At 39.5% G+C, this 21,607-nt stretch carries 17 protein-coding genes; 1 reads left to right on the plus strand and 16 read right to left on the minus strand.

Annotated features, from left to right (window positions below; genetic code table 11):
* Positions 1 to 636 precede the first annotated feature (636 nt).
* Positions 637 to 2,556, minus strand: coding sequence for a transcription termination factor Rho (gene rho, locus B5D25_RS00135; protein WP_242870152.1), 1,920 nt, complete (start codon positions 2,554 to 2,556; stop codon positions 637 to 639).
* 109 nt (positions 2,557 to 2,665) lie between these two features.
* On the opposite strand from rho, the gene B5D25_RS00140 reads away from it, so the two are divergent.
* A complete protein-coding gene (locus tag B5D25_RS00140) occupies positions 2,666 to 3,196 on the plus strand; it encodes a DUF4364 family protein (RefSeq protein WP_173472798.1) in 531 nt (176 codons plus the stop codon).
* Positions 3,197 to 3,203: 7 nt separating this feature from the next.
* On the opposite strand, the gene yihA is transcribed toward B5D25_RS00140, so the two are convergent.
* The 15 genes from yihA to B5D25_RS00215 form a co-directional block, all read right to left on the minus strand.
* Positions 3,204 to 3,782, minus strand: coding sequence for a ribosome biogenesis GTP-binding protein YihA/YsxC (yihA, locus tag B5D25_RS00145; RefSeq protein ID WP_078785725.1), 579 nt, complete (start codon positions 3,780 to 3,782; stop codon positions 3,204 to 3,206).
* Positions 3,782 to 5,074 (minus strand): ATP-dependent Clp protease ATP-binding subunit ClpX, encoded by a 1,293-nt coding sequence (clpX, locus tag B5D25_RS00150; protein WP_078785726.1) that lies wholly within the window; start codon positions 5,072 to 5,074, stop codon positions 3,782 to 3,784. Before clpX ends, yihA begins: the two co-directional genes overlap by 1 nt.
* A gap of 11 nt (positions 5,075 to 5,085) precedes the next feature.
* On the minus strand, positions 5,086 to 5,670 hold the full coding sequence (gene clpP / locus B5D25_RS00155) for an ATP-dependent Clp endopeptidase proteolytic subunit ClpP (RefSeq protein ID WP_078785727.1): 585 nt from the start codon (positions 5,668 to 5,670) through the stop codon (positions 5,086 to 5,088).
* A 2-nt stretch (positions 5,671 to 5,672) separates the two neighbouring features.
* On the minus strand, positions 5,673 to 6,959 hold the full coding sequence (tig, locus tag B5D25_RS00160) for a trigger factor (protein WP_078785728.1): 1,287 nt from the start codon (positions 6,957 to 6,959) through the stop codon (positions 5,673 to 5,675).
* A 161-nt stretch (positions 6,960 to 7,120) separates the two neighbouring features.
* Complete coding sequence (locus B5D25_RS00165; protein WP_078785729.1) at positions 7,121 to 9,715, minus strand: lectin like domain-containing protein; 2,595 nt, start codon at positions 9,713 to 9,715, stop codon at positions 7,121 to 7,123.
* 21 nt (positions 9,716 to 9,736) lie between these two features.
* Positions 9,737 to 10,222: an S-ribosylhomocysteine lyase gene (locus B5D25_RS00170; RefSeq protein ID WP_078785965.1), complete on the minus strand. Its 486-nt coding sequence runs from the start codon at positions 10,220 to 10,222 to the stop codon at positions 9,737 to 9,739.
* Positions 10,223 to 10,316: 94 nt separating this feature from the next.
* Positions 10,317 to 11,009, minus strand: a complete 693-nt coding sequence (locus B5D25_RS00175) for a 5'-methylthioadenosine/adenosylhomocysteine nucleosidase (RefSeq protein ID WP_078785730.1) — start codon at positions 11,007 to 11,009, stop codon at positions 10,317 to 10,319.
* Positions 11,010 to 11,195: 186 nt separating this feature from the next.
* Positions 11,196 to 12,248, minus strand: a complete 1,053-nt coding sequence (locus B5D25_RS00180; protein ID WP_078785731.1) for an electron transfer flavoprotein subunit alpha/FixB family protein — start codon at positions 12,246 to 12,248, stop codon at positions 11,196 to 11,198.
* A gap of 25 nt (positions 12,249 to 12,273) precedes the next feature.
* Positions 12,274 to 13,065 carry an electron transfer flavoprotein subunit beta/FixA family protein gene (locus tag B5D25_RS00185; RefSeq protein ID WP_078785732.1) on the minus strand — a complete coding sequence of 264 codons (792 nt, stop codon included), beginning with the start codon at positions 13,063 to 13,065 and terminating at the stop codon, positions 12,274 to 12,276.
* Positions 13,066 to 13,079: 14 nt separating this feature from the next.
* Positions 13,080 to 14,246: an acyl-CoA dehydrogenase gene (locus B5D25_RS00190; protein WP_078785733.1), complete on the minus strand. Its 1,167-nt coding sequence runs from the start codon at positions 14,244 to 14,246 to the stop codon at positions 13,080 to 13,082.
* 85 nt (positions 14,247 to 14,331) lie between these two features.
* The gene (locus tag B5D25_RS00195; RefSeq protein WP_078785734.1) at positions 14,332 to 15,171 is read right to left on the minus strand and encodes a 3-hydroxyacyl-CoA dehydrogenase family protein; all 840 of its coding nucleotides are present in this window, start codon (positions 15,169 to 15,171) and stop codon (positions 14,332 to 14,334) included.
* A 68-nt stretch (positions 15,172 to 15,239) separates the two neighbouring features.
* Positions 15,240 to 16,073 (minus strand): enoyl-CoA hydratase-related protein, encoded by an 834-nt coding sequence (locus B5D25_RS00200; RefSeq protein WP_078785735.1) that lies wholly within the window; start codon positions 16,071 to 16,073, stop codon positions 15,240 to 15,242.
* A gap of 18 nt (positions 16,074 to 16,091) precedes the next feature.
* The gene (locus B5D25_RS00205; RefSeq protein ID WP_078785736.1) at positions 16,092 to 17,270 is read right to left on the minus strand and encodes an acetyl-CoA C-acetyltransferase; all 1,179 of its coding nucleotides are present in this window, start codon (positions 17,268 to 17,270) and stop codon (positions 16,092 to 16,094) included.
* Between the two features lie 156 nt (positions 17,271 to 17,426).
* On the minus strand, positions 17,427 to 18,446 hold the full coding sequence (mreB, locus tag B5D25_RS00210; RefSeq protein WP_078785737.1) for a rod shape-determining protein: 1,020 nt from the start codon (positions 18,444 to 18,446) through the stop codon (positions 17,427 to 17,429).
* 121 nt (positions 18,447 to 18,567) lie between these two features.
* Positions 18,568 to 21,573, minus strand: coding sequence for a hypothetical protein (locus tag B5D25_RS00215; RefSeq protein WP_078785738.1), 3,006 nt, complete (start codon positions 21,571 to 21,573; stop codon positions 18,568 to 18,570).
* Positions 21,574 to 21,607: the final 34 nt, after the last annotated feature.

Below are 21,607 nucleotides of genomic sequence, written 5' to 3' on the forward strand. Positions count from 1 at the left end.
GTCAACGGTGTTCAACGTCTTATTTTCATAGTATTACATTTTCATTTCTCATAGTAAATTTTTGAATTCACAATATTACAATATCCTGCTTTGGTTTTTATAATTTGTGCATTTAAATTTTGTAGTGTAGTTTTTCGTAATAGTTTTTTAGTTTTTTATAGTATTGTTATTGTATTTATATCTATACACTTTGGGCATGTACACTCGTCAAATTTTCCGTACTGCTTATATGCATGATACATCATTTCATCGCATTATCTTTACAATGCGAAGACTTTATCAATATATATATCCCGTAAATATCCTGCTACTCATTTTGAATGAATAAAACTTGGACCGAAAGTACATATCAGGCCTTTATGCATCCCTCCTTTATTTACTTTTAAATAAGACAGTTATATCCTGAGAGTTAGAATGAGAATATACACAACAAGGCTACCTTGACGTATTCGGTCAAGGCAGCCCCTCGTATATCATTATTATCAGCAAACTTGTTTCAAAACAATACTCTAACCTTCGAAACAATAAAGCCAGTCATTCTATACCCCTATCGGTTATTATATTATCTAACGCCGGATAACACAACCCCAAATTAGGAATTGAATATGATTATTGTCAAAATTTCTCGCGCCCAATCTATCGTCTGATAAATATTTTACGGCAATATTCGAGAAATTCTCTGTTATTTCTTGTTTTAGAGAATATCTTTACTATATCCTCGGTTACTTCGTCGCTCTTAAGTCCTCTTAACTGAGCATGGATTGCGTCAAGAACTTCCTGCTCTTCTTTTGAAAGAAGAAGATCGTCTTTTCTTGTTCCTGACTTAGCTATATCTATTGCAGGGAACACTCTCTTCTCAGAAAGATTTCTATCAAGAACAAGTTCCATGTTACCTGTTCCTTTGAATTCCTCGAATACAACATCATCCATACGGCTTCCTGTATCTATCAAGGCAGTTGCAAGTATTGTAAGACTTCCGCCTTCACGCATATTTCTGGCTGCTCCAAAGAATTTCTTAGGCATATGAAGAGCTGCAGGATCAAGACCACCCGAAAGAGTTCTACCACTTGGTGGAACTGTAAGGTTATAAGCTCTTGAAAGCCTTGTAATACTGTCAATAAGTATTACAACATCCTTCTTACTTTCAACCAGTCTCTTAGCTCTTTCAATAACCATTTCGGATACCTTTTTATGATGTTCAGGAAGTTCATCAAAAGTAGAATAAATAACTTCTGCATTTGGTCCCTCTATAGATTCCCTGATATCTGTTACTTCCTCAGGTCTTTCATCAATGAGAAGAACCAGAAGGTTCATATCCGGATATGCAACGCTTATTCTCTTTGCAATCTGTTTAAGAAGAGTTGTCTTACCTGCTTTTGGAGGTGATACGATCATACCTCTCTGGCCTTTTCCGATAGGTGAAAAAAGATCAACTATTCTAAGTGAAACAGGTGCATTATTGTAATCAAGATTGATTCTTTCATTTGGGAATATCGGTGTCATATCTTCGAAATTCATTCTCGAAGAAAGCTGAGATGGGAACATTCCATTTACTGCTTCAATGTAAAGAAGCGCTCTGAACTTTTCATTCTGACCCATCTTCTGCTTAATAGGACCTCTTATAACGTCTCCTGTCTTAAGACCAAATCTTCTGATCTGGGCAGGCGCTATATAAATATCCTTCTCTCCCGGAAGATAATTATCACTTCTGATGAATCCATAGCCCTCGGGAAGGACTTCTAAGATTCCGACGGTATATTCACCACTTGCAAGGTTTGCATTGTATTCCTGGCCATCATAAACCTTCATAGCATTATTCTCTTCAGCCTGTATGTCAGCTGCCTTTACCTCAGCTGCTGCATTTGCTGAATCAACCTGCTCATTCACTTCATTTTCGCTCTTAGCCGGAGCTCTTCTGGCTTCCGGTTTCTGCACAACCTTCTTAGCCTGCTTTTGAGTCGGTTTTTGAGCCTGCTTCTGGCCCTGCTTACTTTCATTATTCTTATTGTCGGATTTAGCCTGAATATCGGATTTAGCCTGAATATCAGATTTCATCTTCTTATCAGAAGACTTTTCTACCTGATTCTGATTTTTAGGATCACCCTGCTTTGAATCCTTTGCTCTTCTGTCTGCATTCTTCTTATTGCCGCTGTTATTCCCGCTTGCGTTATCTGATTTTTTAACAGCAGGCTTCTTTGCACCTTTCGCTCCGTCAGCCTTTTTTGCAGGCTTGGTAGCTTTACCGGCGTTTTTATCTTCAGTATTCTGCTTAGAATTTTTACCGGCTACTTTCTCGACCTTTTGGATTTTTTCAGGATTGCTCTTCTTCTCAGACTTATCCTCATTCTTTTCTTTTGCAGCTTTTTCAGCCTTAGTTACGTCCAAACTTGCATTTTCATTTTCCGGCTGTTTTTTTGCTACCGGACGATTGATCATCTGGTCTACATTTGCTAGAAGTTCTACAAGTTCACCTTTCTTCAGCGCTGAAATATTTCTTAATCCTTTTTCTTTGGCGATTTCTTTCAGTTCGCCTATTTTCAGCTTACTGTAATCCATTCGTTTCCCTTTCTTTGATCGTTTCTTTATTGCATTTTTACTTATTTTATCGTATTCTTTATACCGTACTGCAAATATAACATTGCAAAAAATTACACAGGAGTTCATTATGGAAGGTCTATTTTTATACAAATTAATAATTTTATATATGCTTGACCGTATAGATGAATATATGCTTACTAATACTCAGTTAAATGATTTTATATTGGATAAGGGCTATACCAATAACCCTTTTAATATTCATGAATCTTTGAGTGAGCTAATTGATGCAGGATTTATCTCCAGAAACGTCATTCGAGATACAACACATTATAAGATAACAAATGCCGGTGAAGAGGCTTTGTCATATTTTGAAAATCGTCTGCCTATAGCAATTAAGCAGGACATTCTGGATTATTTTGCAGAACAAAGAATAAATCTTAAAAATGAATCTCAGATTTATTCGGATTATTTTTTTAATGATAATCAGGAATATACCGTTGAATGTATCATCAAAGAACGTAAAGATATAGTTCTTGATCTTAAACTTAGTGTTCCGACGAAAAGTCTGGCCACATCAATATGCGATAGTTGGCGTGAAAAGAGCGCTGATGTATATTCATACTTGATCAACGAACTTTTTACCAACGAAGACAAATAATAAAATATTATATAAGACTTTCAATCAGGTCGAGGATTTCATCTCGACCTTTTTTAGTTGTTGCTGAAAACGGAATAATCTTAATATCATTTCCGCCCAGCTTTATGCGTATAGCTTTGAGCTTTTTATCAAGCTCACTTCTTTTGATCTTATCAAGTTTTGTAGCAATAATGACAGGTTCATAACCATTAGATACTATCCAGTCATACATAAGCTTATCATTCTCAGAAGGATCATGTCTGATATCCACAAGAAGGAATACCATAACCAGCTTTTCTGACTTTTTAAGATATTTTTCAATCATCTTACCCCACTTTGCCTTAATCTCCCTTGATACGGCTGCATAGCCATATCCCGGAAGATCAACAAAGTAAAGTGCTTCATTTATGTTATAAAAATTAATGGTCTGAGTTTTTCCCGGTTGCGAAGAAGTTCTTGCCAGATTCTTTCTGTTAAGAAGCGCATTAATTAATGAGGACTTGCCAACGTTTGACTTTCCTGCAAATGCTATTTCCGGCAAAAGATTCTCCGGAAGTTTGCTTGTTATACCGCAAACCGATTCAAGTTGGGAACTTTTTATGATCATTATGCTATACCATTATCCGCTACTATCATTTTCTTGTTTGAAGAGGTACTTCTCTTCGCTTTGCTTGTTTCATTACGTATTACTTCCGGCTCACTGTCACCGATGATAACATCCTTTGTGATGATACACTTCTCAGCAAACTCATCTGACGGAAGTTCATACATAATATTTGTCATTGTTTTTTCGATGATTGCACGAAGACCTCTTGCTCCTGTATTTCTTTCCATAGCAAGTTTAGCAATCTCAATAAGTGCATCTTCTTCGAATTCAAGCTCAACATCATCTAACTCAAAGAGTCTCTGATACTGCTTGATTATCGCACTCTTAGGCTCTGTAAGTATCTTTACAAGAGCTTCCTCATCAAGCTGGTCAAGTGTTACTATAACCGGAACACGTCCTACAAACTCCGGAATAATACCATACTTAACAAGATCCTGAGGTTCTACCTGCTTAAGAAGCTCATTCTCATCGTCTGAATTCTTAGAATCGATTTCAGCATTGAAACCAATTGATTTCTTACCGATTCTGCTCTCGATAACTTTATCAAGACCATCAAATGCACCACCGCAGATAAATAAGATATTAGTAGTATCGATCTGGATAAATTCCTGATGAGGATGTTTACGTCCACCCTGAGGAGGAACAGATGCGACAGTACCTTCGATTATCTTAAGGAGCGCCTGCTGTACACCTTCACCTGAAACATCTCTTGTTATAGAAACATTCTCAGACTTCTTGGTGATCTTATCAATCTCATCTATATAGATGATACCTTTTTCTGCTCTTTCAATATCATAATCAGCAGCCTGAATGAGTTTGAGAAGAATATTCTCAACATCTTCACCTACATAACCAGCTTCAGTAAGAGTTGTTGCATCTGCAATTGCAAAAGGTACATTTAAAAGTTTTGCAAGTGTCTGTGCAAGATATGTCTTACCTGAACCTGTAGGTCCTGCCATAACGATATTACTTTTCTGAAGTTCAATATCAAGACTCTTGTCTGAAAGAACTCTCTTATAGTGATTATAAACCGCTACTGAAAGTGCTCTCTTGGCTGATTCCTGTCCGATAACATATTCGTCAAGAAATGCCTTGATTTCCTTCGGCTTCATAAGATTTACTTCTGAAGAATCGATATCTGAAAACTCTTCATCAATTATGTCCTGGCATATACTTACACATTCGTCACAAATATATACATTAGGACCTGCAATAAGTCTTTTTACCTGATCCTGAGATTTATTACAGAAGGAACATCTTAACTTTCCTTTTTCTTCTGTATGAGTAGCCATTCAACCACCTCTTACTTTCTGTTTGTAACTATCTTGTCAATCAGACCATACTCAAGTGCCTCTTCTGCAGTCTTCCAGTTATCTCTTTCTGTATCTCTTTCAATCTCTTCAAGTGATCTTCCGGTAGCCTCACTGAGGATAGTATTGAGTTTTGTACGTGTTCTGATTATATGATCAGCTGTAATCTTAATATCAGTTGCCTGACCCTGAGCTCCGCCAAGTGGCTGATGGATCATAATCTCTGCATTTGGAAGAGCAAATCTCTTACCCTTTGCTCCACCCGCAAGAAGAAATGCACCCATAGAAGCTGCCATTCCTACACATATTGTAGAAACATCACATTTCACATAATTCATTGTATCATAAATAGCCATTCCTGCTGTAACTGAACCACCAGGACTATTTATATAGAAATTAATATCCTTTGTTGAATCTTCAGACTCAAGGAAAAGTAACTGTGCAACTACAAGGCTTGCTGTTACATCATTTACCTCATCCCCAAGGAAAATAATTCTTTCTTTGAGAAGACGAGAATATATATCATATGCTCTTTCTCCTCTACTACTAGTCTCAATGACTGTAGGTACTAATGGCATTCTTATACCTCCTTACATTCAGCTGCAATAAGCTTGATTGCCTTGTTCATCTTGACATCCATTCTTATTGCCTCTATCTCCTTCTCACCTGCAAGTTCTTTAAACTTCTCAACATCAAGCTGATACATGCTTGCAGTCTTTTCGATTTCCTTATCTACTTCTTCGTCAGAAACTTCGATATTTTCTGTCTTAGCGATCTCTTCGATGATAAGGCTAGACTTGATTCTTCTTAAAGCTTCAGGCTTAACCTGCTCAAGCATATCTTCCTTAGTCTGCTTTGTAATCTGGAGATACTGCTCAAGCTTAAGTCCCTGATATGCAAGACGCTGCTCGAAATCACCAAGCATCTTCTCCTGATTGTATCTGAGCATAGCTTCAGGTACATCAATTTCACATGACTCGATGAGCTTCTCAAGAACCTTAGATTCCTTTTCCTTCTCAGCTGCATCTTTCTTCTTTACTTCAAGAGTCTTCTTAACATCTTCCTTATATTCTGCTACTGTTTCGAATTCTGAAACGTCGCTTGCAAAATCATCATCAAGTTCAGGAAGAACTTCTTCTGTGATTGAATTGAGCTTACACTTAAATACAGCCGGCTTACCTGCGAGAGATGCCTCTTGATATTCTTCAGGGAATGTAACATTTACATCGAACTCATCACCGATATTCTTACCAACTATCTGATCTTCAAATGTATCAATGAAGCTGTGTGATCCAAGAACGAGCTTGTAATCCTCACCCTTTCCTCCAGGGAATGCTTCGCCATCAACAAAACCTTCGAAGTTGATATTAACTTCGTCATTAAGCTTTGCTGCTCTATCTGTGATATCTACTTTACGCGCATTTTCCTTACGAGTCTTTTCAATCTCTTTCTCTACATCTTCATCAGTAACTTCTGCATTTACCTTCTCAATCTCTACACCCTTATACTCAGAGAGCTTAACAGGTGGCTTTGTAGCAACCTTTGCAGAGAAAATGAAATCTTTTCCTTTACCGATCTGTACGATATCGATTTCAGGGTTAGATACGATATCAAGATCACAGTTTTCGATCTCTTCAGGATAAACTTTATTGATAAGGTCATTAGCTGCATCTTCATAGAAAACGCCTTCGCCGTATACTTTCTCAATATAATTCATAGGAACCTTTCCCTTACGGAAACCAGGTGCAGAGAACTTGCTCTTATTTTTCTTATAAGCATCAATCATTGCCTTGCTGAAATCTTCTGCTGGTACCGTAATAGTAAGATTAGCCATATTACCGTCTAATTTTTCTGCTGTTAAACTCATTTTTCTTTCCTCCTGATGTGTAATCTTTCTACACATTATTTTCTCTTTTTTCGCTTTCGGAATAAATTTTTCCATAGTAAAGCGCAATCTGCATAGCATTGTATCATATTAATATGTATTAATCAATCAGTAAAATATGCAGCCCAAAATCCTTGAAAATGCTACTGAACAAGACCATTTTTGATGACGAATTTACTATTGCTGATTATTCTTGTTCCTGAATATTCCAACTGTACTCTTCCGGCTTTGACATACCATTTTCCTGTCTTGCCGTTAACAGTACCTTTGAATATTCCCGACTTTCCTGTACTGACTTTTCCGTTTGTCACGTACCACCAGCCACTCACTCCGTCTACAGTTCCTTTGACATATCCTGTTGTAGTTGTAATGACTTTACCATTCTTAACATACCACCATCCGGACTTACCCTCTACTGTTCCCTTGAAAAATCCATTACTTGTAAGAAATGCTGTTCCGTTTTTGATATACCACCACGCATCAACCTTATTGATTTTTCCTTTTCTGAATCCTGTGGCTTTTCCCGTAACGCCTTCTTTTACATAATAATATGAATCATTTCTCTTTGAGAATCCGGTATATTTATAAAAATGTCCCTCTTTCATAAAAAGAAATTTATCATTATAAGCTGAGAGACCCGAATAATCAGAACGCTGTGCACCATCCCTAAAAAGTATATATGTTTTATTGGTGAAGATAACACCTTTCTTGGACTTATCTATAACACCTTCTTTAAATGCATAATACAGGTTGTTATATTTCACTATACCTTCAAAGGTTTTATCAACAATACCGTTTTTAACATAGTAAATATTTCCGTTGTATTTTGCAGGTCCGACAAGATCCTTATCAAAAAGATAAGTAACTATATCCGAATCTTTTAATTCTTTAGTACATTCGGCATCAGCATATTTCTTACCGTCACAAATATAAAATGCGATATTACCCGGATTATAAAGTGTTGCCTCTTTTGCTGAAACTCCTGAAATCACAGGTGGCTGTGTTCCACCCTGCTCACTATTCGAGGATGAAGCTTTCTTACCATAAGCATATACACAGATATTTCTGAAATCTTGTCCAAGATTGAAATTACCAAAAACATCTGAACAATCTATCCATGTATTATTGGCAAATATAAATGATTCTCCGCTTGAAATAGTCGTAACTCTTGAAAGGCCGTCACTGCTAAGACTTCTGTTACCGCCTTCGAAGAAAATACGGTTTTTACCATTCATATCTTTCAGATTGATGCTTATTGCGAATTTTTCACCTTTTTTAACTGTAAATCCATGATCATAATCAACTTTATAAAAGCCTGCATTATCAACATGTCCGGAAACAGTTCCTCTGGTAGCACCCATATGAAAATTATTATTTGAAGGAATATCCGTAATAAAGTCTATTACGTAATCAGCTTCATAATTGGTATAGAAACCGATTTTATTGATGGTGAACTCCTCTTCAGCAACAAATACATTTACGCCTTCAAATGTATTTTTACTCATGGAAAGACCTTTGCCCATCCAACCTGCTTCAGAATGCGAATATACACACTCTTCGTTATCTACAGGATCCGAACTTACTGTATAATATCCCGGACTGCTGAGTGAGGCATCGTAATATGATATCCAGTCATATCCATTTTCACCATGATTTGTACTCCAGCTATTATGTATATAGAATGCACCCGGCTTATTACTTCCGGCAGATGTTATCTTTGAATCATCCCATCCTACTATAACCGCCTCATGGTTTGTTCCAGGTTTGTCTCCACCATTCCATGAAGTATAATATGACTTTTTACTCGAATCATATTTACTTGTTGATGCATCAAGTGCAATTCCAATTGCGTGACCGTTATTTATCTCTTTCTTGATATTATTTATAACAGCAAACCACTGATCTCCCGCATAATTACTGTAATCCTCAGGGAAATCCGGAAGAAGAACTGCTTCTTTGATATTATTGACTCCGGTTCCTATATCTTCCTTCGTTAAGGTTTTGCTTGTATCAAACGGATATTTGCTATCCAGCGCCATAGCCCTGTTCATTGCCAGAGTTCCGATTGCCATATAATTAAATCCACCCTGGTCATACCATGGATTTACACTCGAAACAAACTTATCTTTTTCACCATGAAACGTTGCATACAGAAGCTGATATTCCGAATAATTGATAGAATCTCCGAGACCTTGATTCAGATATGCTGTTTCAAGACATGTATTGGCACAATATGCCCAGCACACACCGTATTGCCCCTGATATCTGATCCCCGAAAGTTTTCCGAGAGTAAATTTATCCGGAATTGATGATGCCTTATTCACATCAACATCCACCTCTGAATCTTCTGCTATTTCTGCCGAATAAATCCTTTTACTCTCCGGAAGCTTTTCATCTGTCTCTACCACAACATCATCCCTATTATCAATAGCCATGATATTGTTCTTTACGAATCCGTCTTCTATATAGACTTTATCAGAAAAGTCTTCCACTTCAATAAGATCGTCACTATCGTTTCCATCCGCGCCATATGTTGCTCCGTCTGTTTCAGTACTTTCTGTGTCTTCTGTGTTTTCTATCACTTCGTCACTTTCTGTACTTTCTTCTGATACAACACTCTCTTCATCATAAGCCTGCCCCTGTGTATACTGATTGTTCCCTTGTACTGCAGGAATATTCCCGGTTGCAAGCCCCATCATGAGCGCAAGTGAAATGCTAAGTGTTCCTATTTTTTTCATTTAATCACCCTTTCAAAAACATCACTTAGGGTATACCAATCTTTCTTCCGAAATATTGTAAAGCACTTCATCAAGATACTTTTTAGCATCATATTTTGCGATATTAAGATTAATGTCAAGATAATTTCCACAATCATGAGCCGACTGTCCCGGAACCTCACCTTTGAAATCTCGCACAAATTCGAACATTTCTGTCATTATTCCGACTATATCTTTCGACTCAAGATCTCCGGCAAATATTACATAGAATCCTGTTCTGCAACCCATAGGTCCAAAATAAATTGTCTTCTCCGCCCAAACAGGATGATTTCTAAGAAATGTTGCAGCAAGATGCTCTATACAATGAATATCAGATGTATTAAGTGCCGGTTCAACGTTCGGTCTTGTCATCCTTATATCAAATGTTGTAATAACTTCCTGTCCTATATAATCTTTACGGGAAACATATATTCCCGGAAGAAGTTTGGTATGATCAACTGTAAAACTAGCTATTTTCTTAAGTTCCATTTTTCCCTCTTTATTTACATTTACAAATATTTGCTTATCTTCCATGCTTCACCCATGAAACAATCAGCAAAACGCCCTTATTGTTCAAATATAATTACATCCTGCGCATCATTTCTTCAACAAGTCGTACAGAATGAATGATTGCCTTCTTCTGGAATGAAGGATAATCCATATCAGCAGAATCATCTGCCTTATCAGAAATCGCTCTTATAACCAGATATGGCACATTATTCAAATAAGCTGTGTGTGCTATAGACGCACCCTCCATCTCGGTGCACATACCGTTAAATGTATTTACAAGGAAGTCCTTTGTCTCCTTGTCAGATACAAATTTATCTCCGCTTACAACTCGTCCTTCAAATACTTTGATATCAGGATTAACGGCTTCACAGGCTTCTTTTGCAATTTTTCTGATGTTATCAGCTGCCGGATATATAGAACATTCCTGATCAGGCACAACTCCTTTATCATATCCAAGACCTGATACATCCATATCATGTTCAAGAGAATCTGTGGAAAGAACGACATCACCTATATCGATCTTGCTGTTAAGACTTCCTGCAATACCTGTATTGATAACACATTCAACATTATATTTTATGATAAGTGCTTCTGTGCACATAGCTGCATTTACTTTACCAATACCGGATCTTACAAGTACTACGTCCTTCCCGCTTAATGCACCTTTATAAAATGTCATTCCGGATATCTTCTCCTCAGAGACATCTTTCATTACACTTTTAAGATCATCAATCTCTTTATCCATAGCGCCAATAATTCCGATCACTAAAACTTACCTCCTAAAGTCATTTCATTATAAATAAAGCCTTAACTTTAAGGTTTTATCCAATAAAATTATATCATATCTGTCAATTTATTGAAATTAAAAAGCACTTAAATTCACTTATTTTTCTTCACAAAAAACAGCGCTGAATAATCAGCGCTGCTTAAAAATATATAATTCGAGATTATATTAGTTTTCAGCCTTTGAAGCCTTAGCTGCAAGGATCTGCTTTGTAAGAAGTGGAACGATCTTGTTAAGATCACCAACTACACCATAATCAGCTACATCAAAGATAGGAGCTGTCTCATCTTTGTTGATAGCAATGATGATATCAGATTCTTCCATACCTGCAACGTGCTGGATAGCACCTGAAATACCGATTGCAAAGTATACATGTGGACGAACTGTCTTACCTGTCTGACCAACCTGAAGTTCCTTTGGCTTCCATCCTGAATCAACTACAGCACGTGAGCATGAAACTTCACCGCCGATAGCTGCTGCAAGATCCTCAAGAAGCTTGAAGTTCTCTGCAGAACCAACTCCACGTCCGCCTGATACAAGGATCTTAGCATCCTGAATATCAACAACGTCAGAAACTTCCTTAACGATTTCAAGAATCTCTACATAATTTGCATTTGGAGTAAATCCAGGGTTGAACTCTTCAACTACTGCCTTAGCTCCTGCAACCTTTTCCTTTTTCTGCATAACACCAGGACGAACTGTTGCCATCTGTGGTCTGAAGTCTGGACAAGCGATTGTAGCGATTGTATTTCCACCGAATGCAGGACGAGTCATAAGAAGCTGATTGTGCTTCTGCTCTCTTCCAGGGATTGCAACAAGTGGGAAATCACCGATATCAAGAGATGTACAATCGGCTGTAAGACCTGTATGAACACGTGCACAAACACGAGGACCAAGATCACGTCCGATAGCTGTAGCTCCGATAAGGAATACATCCGGCTTGAACTTGTCAATTACAGATGCAATTGCATGTGTATATGGCTCTGTTCTGTACTCTTTAAGTTCCGGATCATCAACAACGATTACTCTATCTGCACCATACTCAGCAAGCTGATCAGCAAGACCCTTAACGCCTGAACCTACAAGAACAGCTGTTACTTCTGTTCCGAGATCTGCTGCAAGATCTTTACCCTTACCAAGCAATTCGAATGCAATGTTGCTAATTTCATTATCAACCTGCTGAGCAAAAATAAATACGCCCTTATATTCTTCTAATGCCATTACTGTTATCCTCCTAATCTATTAACTATATAACGAACTTCTCTGCAAGCTTTGCAACGATGTAATCTGCTGACTCATCAGGTGTTTCAAGAACAACCTTCTCACCAGCACCCTTCTTAACCTTGTCAGAAGCCTTAGCGATCTGTGTAGGTGAACCCTTAAGACCAAGGTTCTCATCAAGTACATCCTTAAGATCTGCTCTACCCCAAGTTGTGATAGGAGCATCATCCTTGCATGCATCAAAGATTCCACCAGGAGTCATGTAACGTGGCTCATTTAATTCAGAAAGAGCTGTTACAAGACATGGCATCTTAGCTTTAAGCATATGATATCTATCGTCATACTGACGCTTAACTACTACTGAATCACCTTCGATTTTGATTTCCTGTGCATATGAAATTACAGGAATGTTGAGGTGCTCTGAAATCTGTGGTCCAACCTGAGCTGTATCACCATCGATAGCCTGACGACCTGTGATGATAAGATCATAATCAAGATTTCTGATTGCACCTGCAAGTGTCTGTGATGTAGCCCATGTATCAGCTCCACCAAGAACTCTATCTGTAACAAGAACGCCCTTATCAGCACCCATAGCAAGTGCTTCACGAAGAACATCTGCTGCCTTTGGAAGACCCATTGTTACTACTGTAACTTCTGCTCCATACTGATCCTTAAGACGAAGTGCAGCCTCAAGACCTGCCTTGTCGTCTGGGTTCATGATTGTAAGCATAGCTCCTCTATCAAGTGTTCCGTCCGCTTTAAACTTAACTCCGCCCTTTGTATCAGGTACCTGTTTTACACAAACTATAATTTTCACGACTTGTACCCTCCTTATTTAAGTAAGTTAGCAGAGATAACCATACGCTGAACTTCACTTGTTCCTTCGTAGATCTCTGTAATCTTAGCATCACGCATCATACGCTCTACATCGTACTCTCTGATGTAACCATATCCACCGTGAAGCTGAACTGCCTTAGTAGTTACTTCCATAGCAACTTCTGCTGCGTAAAGCTTAGCCATAGCTGCTTCTACGCTGTAAGAAGTCTTTCCGTCTGCATTGAACTGATCCTTAGCCTTAGCTGCCTTGTAAACAAGCATCTTAGCAGCTTCAACCTTAGTAGCCATATCAGCAAGCTGGAACTGTGTATTCTGGAATGCTCCGATTGCACGTCCGAACTGCTTTCTTTCCTGAACGTATGCAATTGTTCTCTCAAGAGCACCTTCTGCAAGACCAAGAGCCTGTGCAGCGATACCGATACGTCCACCATCAAGAGTATGCATAGCTATATTGAAGCCCTTACCCTTCTGTCCAAGGAGGTTATCCTTTGGAATACGGCAATCCTGGAAAATAAGTTCATATGTTGATGAACCACGGATACCCATCTTCTTCTCCTTTGTTCCGAATGTGAACCCAGGAGTTCCTTTTTCAACGATAAATGCTGAAATTTCCTTCATTGTCTTGCCACGCTTTTCAACAGTACCTGTTACAGCGATAACAATATAAACGTCTGCTTCCTTACCGTTTGTGATGAAGCACTTAGATCCGTTAAGAACCCACTCTTCTCCATCAAGAACAGCCTTTGTCTGCTGACCCTGAGCATCTGTACCTGCACCCGGCTCTGTAAGACCGAAAGCACCAAGCTTCTTTCCTGAAGCAAGATCAGGAACATACTTAGCCTTCTGCTCTGGTGTACCATAAGTAACAATAGGATCAACGCAAAGTGATGTATGTGCGGAAACGATAACACCTGTAGTACCGCAAACCTTTGAAAGCTCTTCTACGCACATAGCGTATGTAAGAACATCACAACCCTGTCCACCAAGTTCCTTTGGAACCGGAATTCCAAGGAATCCTGCTTTAGCCATCTTCTCAACAGTCTCTCTAGGAAACTTTTCTGTCTCATCAACTTCCTGAGCGAGAGGCTTTACTTCTTTCTCAGCGAACTCACTGAAAAGAGTTCTTGCCATTTCATGCTGTTTACTGAGTGTAAAATCCATGAATTTATCCTCCATTTATATATTATTACATGACAACAAAGTGAATCATAAATAATCCACTTTGCCGTCTATTAATTACATTATGTTATTTTGAATAGTCGTAGAATCCCTTACCTGTCTTACGTCCAAGCTTACCTGCACGAACCATCTTACGAAGAAGTGGATGAGGACGATACTTAGAATCACCAGTCTCAGACTGAAGTACTTCCATGATAGCAAGTACGATATCAAGACCTACAAGATCACCAAGTGCAAGAGGTCCCATTGGATGAGATGCACCGAGCATCATAGCTGTATCGATATCTTCAACTGTAGCAATACCTTCAGCGTAGATACCAACCGCTTCATTGATCATTGGGATAAGAATTCTGTTAACAACGAAACCAGGAGCTTCATTTACCTGAACAGGTGTCTTACCGATCTCTGTAGCAATCTTCTTGATCTCTTCAACATAAGCATCTGATGTGTTCTCACCAGCGATAACTTCAACAAGCTTCATTCTGTCAGCTGGGTTGAAGAAATGCATACCGATGATCTCTCTGTCAAGACCTGCACCAATCTCTGTGATTGAAAGAGATGATGTATTTGAAGCAAACTTACATGTTGCAGGAACAATAGCCTGAAGTTCCTTAAATGTGTTCTTCTTGATTTCCATATTTTCAGGAGCAACCTCGATTACGAGATCACAATCTGTACAAATATCCTTAAGTCCTGTCTTGATCTTTCCAAGGATTTCCTCACCCTTTTCAGCAGTGATCTTTTCCTTACCAACAAGGAACTTAATATTCTTTTCGATCTTTGCCTTTCCTCCATCAGCAAATTCCTGCTTGATGTCAACGAGACGTACTTCATATCCGTCTGTCATAGCGAAAGCCTGTGCAATACCTGAACCCATTGTTCCGGCACCGATTACACCTACTACCATTTTTATATCCTCCTAATAATATATCATTTTACCGAGAAACTGCCGTAGCAGTTTCTCACATTAAATACTTATTTATTCTGGAATGCAACAACCTTAACCTTAGCAGGATCATCCTTCTTACGTAAGAAGTTAGCCATTCCTTCTGTCTGATCGTATGATTCGAAGCAATCACCAAAAAGCTTCTCTTCTACTTCAACAGCCTTCTCAATATCAAGAGCAATACCATCATTGATTGCCTTCTTGCAGTTACGTACAGCGATTGGAGCATTTGCAGCGATGATGCTTGCAAGCTTCTTAGCCTGTGCAAGGAGATTTTCCTGTGCAGTTGCTGTAACATTTCCTGCTTCATCTGTAACTGCAGAATAAACTGCATTTACAAGACCGATACGAAGTGCTTCATCAGCTTTGATATTTCTTGCTGTATAGATAAGCTGCTTAGCCATTCCGATACCAACTGTTCTTGCAAGTCTCTGTGTTCCACCGAATCCAGGTGTGATTCCAAGACCAACTTCAGGCTGTCCGAATACAGCATTGTCAGAACAGATTCTGATATCACAGCTCATAGAAATCTCGCATCCGCCACCAAGAGCGAATCCATTGATTGCTGCAATAACAGGAATTGGGAAGTTCTCGATCTTAAGGAAAACATCATTTCCCTTCTTACCGAATGCTTCACCTTCTGCCTTAGTAAGTGTAGACATCTCTCCGATATCTGCACCGGCAACAAATGATTTATCTCCGGCACCTGTAAGAACAAGCGCTCTAACTGTTGCAAGATCAACATTATCAAATACTTCTGATAATTCATCTAAAACCTGGCTGTTAAGTGCATTAAGAGCCTTAGGTCTGTTAATTGTGATAATTCCTACAAAGCCTTCCTGCTCATATGTAATAAATTCCACGTTGTTTCCTCCTGTTAATTAGTCTCTCTCGATAACTGTTGCACAGCCCATACCACCGCCGATGCAAAGTGTAGCAAGACCTCTCTTAAGATTACGTGCTTCCATCTCATGTACAAGTGTAACAAGGATACGGCATCCTGATGCACCAACCGGATGTCCAAGTGCGATAGCACCACCGTTTGGATTAAGCTTATTAAGATCGAATCCAAGATCCTTTCCTACTGCTACTGACTGAGCTGCGAAAGCTTCATTTGCTTCATAAACATCGAAATCATCGATTGTAAGACCTGTCTTAGCCATAACTTTCTTTGTAGCTGCTACAGGACCGATACCCATGATTGAAGGATCAACACCTGCAAGTGCTCCTGCTACGAATGTTGCCATAGGCTTAACACCAAGTTCCTTAGCCTTCTCTTCGCTCATAAGTACAACTGCTGCTGCACCATCATTGATACCTGAAGCGTTACCAGCTGTAACGAATCCATCAGGATTGATTGTACGAAGCTTAGCAAGTGTTTCTACTGTTGTTCCAGGACGAGGACCCTCATCCTTTGCGAATGTGATAACTGCTTTCTTCTGCTTAACTTCAACAGGAACGATTTCCTTATCGAAAGCGCCTGCTTCCTGAGCTGCTACAGCCTTGTTCTGTGAAGCTGCTGCAAACTCATCGAGTTCTTCTCTTGTAAGACCCCACTGCTCGCAGATGTTGTCAGCAGTCTTGATCATATGATAATCATTAAATGCATCCCAAAGAGCATCCTTGATCATTGTATCAACGAGTACACCATTGTTCATTCTATATCCGTAACGTCCCTGAGGAATAGCATAAGGAGCCATAGACATATTTTCCATACCACCTGCTATAACTACATCAGCATCACCGTTCTGGATCATAGAAGCTGCTGCGTTAACGCAGTGAAGACCGGAACCACAAACAACGTTCATTGTAACTGCAGGTACTTCGATTGGAAGTCCGGCATTAAGAGCTGCCTGACGAGCTACGTTCTGTCCAAGACCAGCCTGGATAACGCATCCCATATATACATGATCAACTTCTGTTGGAGCTACTCCAGCTCTTGAGAGAGCTTCCTTGATAACAATTGAACCAAGTGTTGCTGCAGGTGTAGTACTAAGTGTTCCACCCATTGTTCCGATAGCTGTACGGCATGCACTAGCTATAACTACTTTCTTTGCCATAATAAATCCTCCGTTAAAAAGTATACTTTATAATTCAGTCGTCAAACCCCGTGATAAGTATAGATTTTCACAAAAATATATACTTGCGGAATGAGCCGACAAGCCTTTTTGAATCATAACACAAATGATATCTATTCGCAAGCAATAACTAATTGCTTATTCCTCTTCCATCTGACTCTTTCTGATTTCTTCCTGTACCATAATGTACTTACCAGCAAGCCCTGTACCAAGCGCAACCATGCTTTCAGAATCTTCGCTTGCAACTACTTTTATCTGCGATCTTGTCGCTATAAGTTTCTGCATACCTGCGATATGACTTCCTCCACCTGTAAGCATAATGCCTTCTTTGGAAATATCATTTATAAGCTCAGGCGGTGCAGTTTCAAGAACAGAATTGATCGCATTTATGATCTGACCACTGACTTCTTCAAATGCTTCAACTGTTTCATCAGCGGAAAGTTTGATAGTTTCAGGAAGTCCGGTAAGAAGATTCTTACCTTTAACTTCTATATAAATATCATTTTTTCTCTTCATAACCGAACCCACCGCTTCTTTCGCTTCTTCAGCAGATAAAATCCCGAGTTCGACATTGTATTTTCTTCTTACATATCTTATAAGAACTTCTGTGAAATCGTCACCACCACATTTAAGTGACATTCCTTCAGCGATACCACCGGCTGAGATAACAGCTATATCTGTTGTTCCTCCACCGATATCCACTATCATATGGCCATAAGTTTCAACTATGTCCATATCCGCACCAATAGCTGCTGCCATAGCCGATTCCAGAATAAAAACCTGCTTCGCACCGGTTCTTACAACCGCATCTTCCACAGCTCTTCTTTCTACTTCGGTTACTCCGGCCGGAATGCATACGCAAATATTCGGACGTCCCCAGATTTTTCTCTTGGTAAGTCCATTTTTAACGAATGCTTTGATCATTCTCTCGGCCAGACTGTAATCCGAAATAACACCATGCTGAATAGGTTTTCCAACACAGATTCCCTCCGGAGTTTTGCCAAGCATTCTCTTTGCTTTAGCTCCTACCGCTATAATATTCTTGGTCTTTTCTTCGTATGCAACATATGAAGGCTGTTCAACAACAACACCTTTGTCCCTCATAAATATGCGCACATTAGAGGTACCAAGATCTATACCTATATCTATTCTATACATTATGAAATCCTCTTAGAATTATCCTTAATAAGGCGTTTTTATCTAAAAAAGCATAAAGAAAACGCCGGCACATCCATTATACGTGTCGGCGTACTCTTTTTCAATAAATGATTTCTTATTTTTAAGCAAAGTCTCCAACAAGAAGAAGTTTCTTCTCGTTTCCGCTCGCCTTCTCTCTTTCGTCACACTTAGCAATCGCATCATCAACAGTCTTCATAAGTCTGTCGATATTTCCTGTCTCCATTGCAAGGAATATATTACTTAACTTGCTCTCAAGATCTTCAGCGATTGAGTATCCTCTCTGTACGCAGTATCCTTTACCGATACCAACCATGTCATCATTATCGATCATGTTAAGCTGAATAAGGTTAGTAAATTCAGACTCGATAACATCTGACTTAACAAGGAGTTTTGAAACAGAATCAAATTCACCTGTAAGTATGATAACTACATCATGCTTGTCAGCCTTTGATAATGCTATTACTTCTTCAAGTCTTGATGGTGTTAAAAGACCGCCGTTTTCGATGACCATACATCCACCTTCAAGCTTCTTCATAGCACCTTCAAGCTTTGTCATATCAAGCTTATTAAGAGCCTGAGCCTTAATCTTAGCAATATTCTTAGAATTGCAGATTCCCATATCATAGAAGCTTCGCGCGAAATCTTCTCCGACTCCGATAGAACCGAATCCCTGACGACCAAGGATTACAAGGTCTCTGTCTGTTGGGTTATCGGCAACTTCATTAAATGCATCGATGATTTCCTGACCGATTTCAGTAGCTGTGTATTTCTCAAGATAGTATGCAGCAAGTGGAAGTCCGCTTCCTCCAACTACTCTTGTAAGATCCATACTTGCATTTTCTGCTTCTTCAGCCTTCTTCTCAGCAGCTGTAAGAGCAACCTTTGCTTCATCAAGAATCTTCATAGCTTCAGCAGCTTTCTTCTTGAACTCAGCAACCTTATCTTCTGCATTCTTCTGAGCTGCCTTCTTCTTATCTTCAGCAGCTTTCTTCTTAGCCTTCAGCTCTTCTTTCTTCTTCGAAGCCTGATCAGCAAGTTTAACTGATTCTGTAGCGAGTTTCTTTAACTCTTCTTCTATAGCCTTAATCTTAGCGGCATTTGCAGCCTTAAGCTTTGTTTCTTCATCAGATACTTTCTTAGTACTATCTTCAGAAGCCATCTTAGCTGCTTCAGCTGCTTTGATTCTCTGTGCAGCTCTTTCTTTAGCTTTTGCTTCAGCATCTGCCTTTCTCTTAGCTGCTTCTTCAGCACGCTTCTTTGAAAGGAATTCCTTCTTATTCTTAGACTCTTCGAGTTTCTTCTCTGCTGCGTCAACAGCCTTAGCTGTTTCAGCGTCAGCACTCTTAGCATCTTCGATAGCTTTCTTCTGAGCAGCGATAGTCTTCTGGAGTTCAGCAATAGCCTTCTCACTGTCAGCAATCTTCTTCTCAGAATCTGCAATATTCTTCTTAACTTCTTCAGCCTTAGCCTTACCTTCTTTTATAACCTTCTCATATAAAGCTTCATCAGCCGCAATCTTCTTATCTTCTTCAGCATGCTTCTTAGCTATTTCTTCTTCAAGCTTACGTTCAGCTTCTGCTTCTGCCTTTGCTTCAGCCTCTGCCTTAGCCTTTGCTTCAGCCTCTGCCTTAGCTCTTGCCTCCGCTTCCGCCTTTGCCTTAGCTTCTGCTTCTGCCTTTAACTTAGCTTCTGCTTCTGCAGCAGCCTTCTTCTCAGCTTCATATCTATTCTTAGCTTCTGCAAGCTTCTTAGCTGTGATATCAGCTTCAGCATCTATACCTGACTCTTCAGCTGAAAGGATGTTGATCTCATCATCAATACCCTTAAGCATGCCTCCAAGATTCTTAGTTGCTTCTGCTTCATTCTTTCTTGCTTCTTCGATAGCTTTATTAGCTGACTCGACCTTCTTACGTGCTTCTTCGATCTCTTTATCAGCTTCTTCTCTTGCTCTCTTACGTGCCTTTTCTGCAGTCTTCCTTCTTGCTTCCTCTGCAGCCTTCTTACGTTTCTCTTCAAGAGCCTTTCTATTTGCTTCGTCTTCAGCTTTCTTCTTGAGTCTGGCTTCTTCTGCAGCTTTCCTCTTCTCTTCAGCTTCCTTAAGGAGTCTTTCTCTTTCCTTAGCTTCTGCTTCAGCTTTAGCCTTTTCCTCTGCCTTCTTAGCTTCGTCTTCAGCCTTCTTCTTAGCTGCTGCTTTCTGTCTTGCAGCTTCTATACGCTGTCTCTCAGCCTCAGCACGTTCAATACCTGAAGTTGCCTTCTTAGCTGCTTCAGCTGCAGCATCTGCTGCACTAATCTTATCATCCTTCTTCTCTTCAGCCTTCTTCTTAGGTTCATCCGGAATGATATCTTCAACAGTCTTATTATCAAATGCAGCTTCGTAATTATTACTCTTAAGCTGATCTTCGAACTGTGTATCCTCATCATCAATGTCATACATTGTATTAACATCGCTTGTAGGTGTAGTTCTATTCTCCGGAAGAATACTATCAAGTTCTTCTTTCTTCCTAGTTCCATCTTCAGATGCAACCCATCCGGATTTATTTCCACTTATGGTTCTAGTACCATCAGAAGAGAATTTATTGTTAGAATCATCGACAACCTTAACGTCGATGTCAGCGTTGAGTCCGCCTCCGCCAATCTTACCAAGACCGTCGCCACTTTCTTTATATTGTCCGAGACCACCATCGAGCTTAGTCTTAAGACCAATTCCGCCCTTAGCCTCTTCTTCAGCCTTAGCCTTGGCATCTGCCTTAGCCTTTTCGGCTATCTTGCTCATCATTTCAGCTTCTTCTGCTGCTTCCTTCTCTTCCGGTGCCGGTTCAGGCTCAAGCGGAGCATTCATATTTCTCTCATACTCCTCAAGTGTCATACCCATTGCTTCCGCACGTTTCTTTCTCTTTTTCTCTTCGATACGTGCAAGATCTTCTGCCGAAAGAGTTTTAAACTTCTGCTTTGATGACTCTTTCTTTTCTTTAACAGCCGCTCCGCCCTTCGCAAACATCATAGATTCCTGCTCTTTTTTAAGCTTCGCCGCCTTTTCTGCCCTTTCTTTTTCAACCTGTTTCCTGATTGCCTCAATCAGGGCCTCTCTTTGATCGATCGCCACCTAAGTTACCTCCTTCTGATCTATATGATACCAA

It is taken from the genome of Eubacterium ruminantium (assembly GCF_900167085.1).
In the GTDB taxonomy this organism is placed as follows: domain Bacteria; phylum Bacillota; class Clostridia; order Lachnospirales; family Lachnospiraceae; genus Eubacterium_Q; species Eubacterium_Q ruminantium.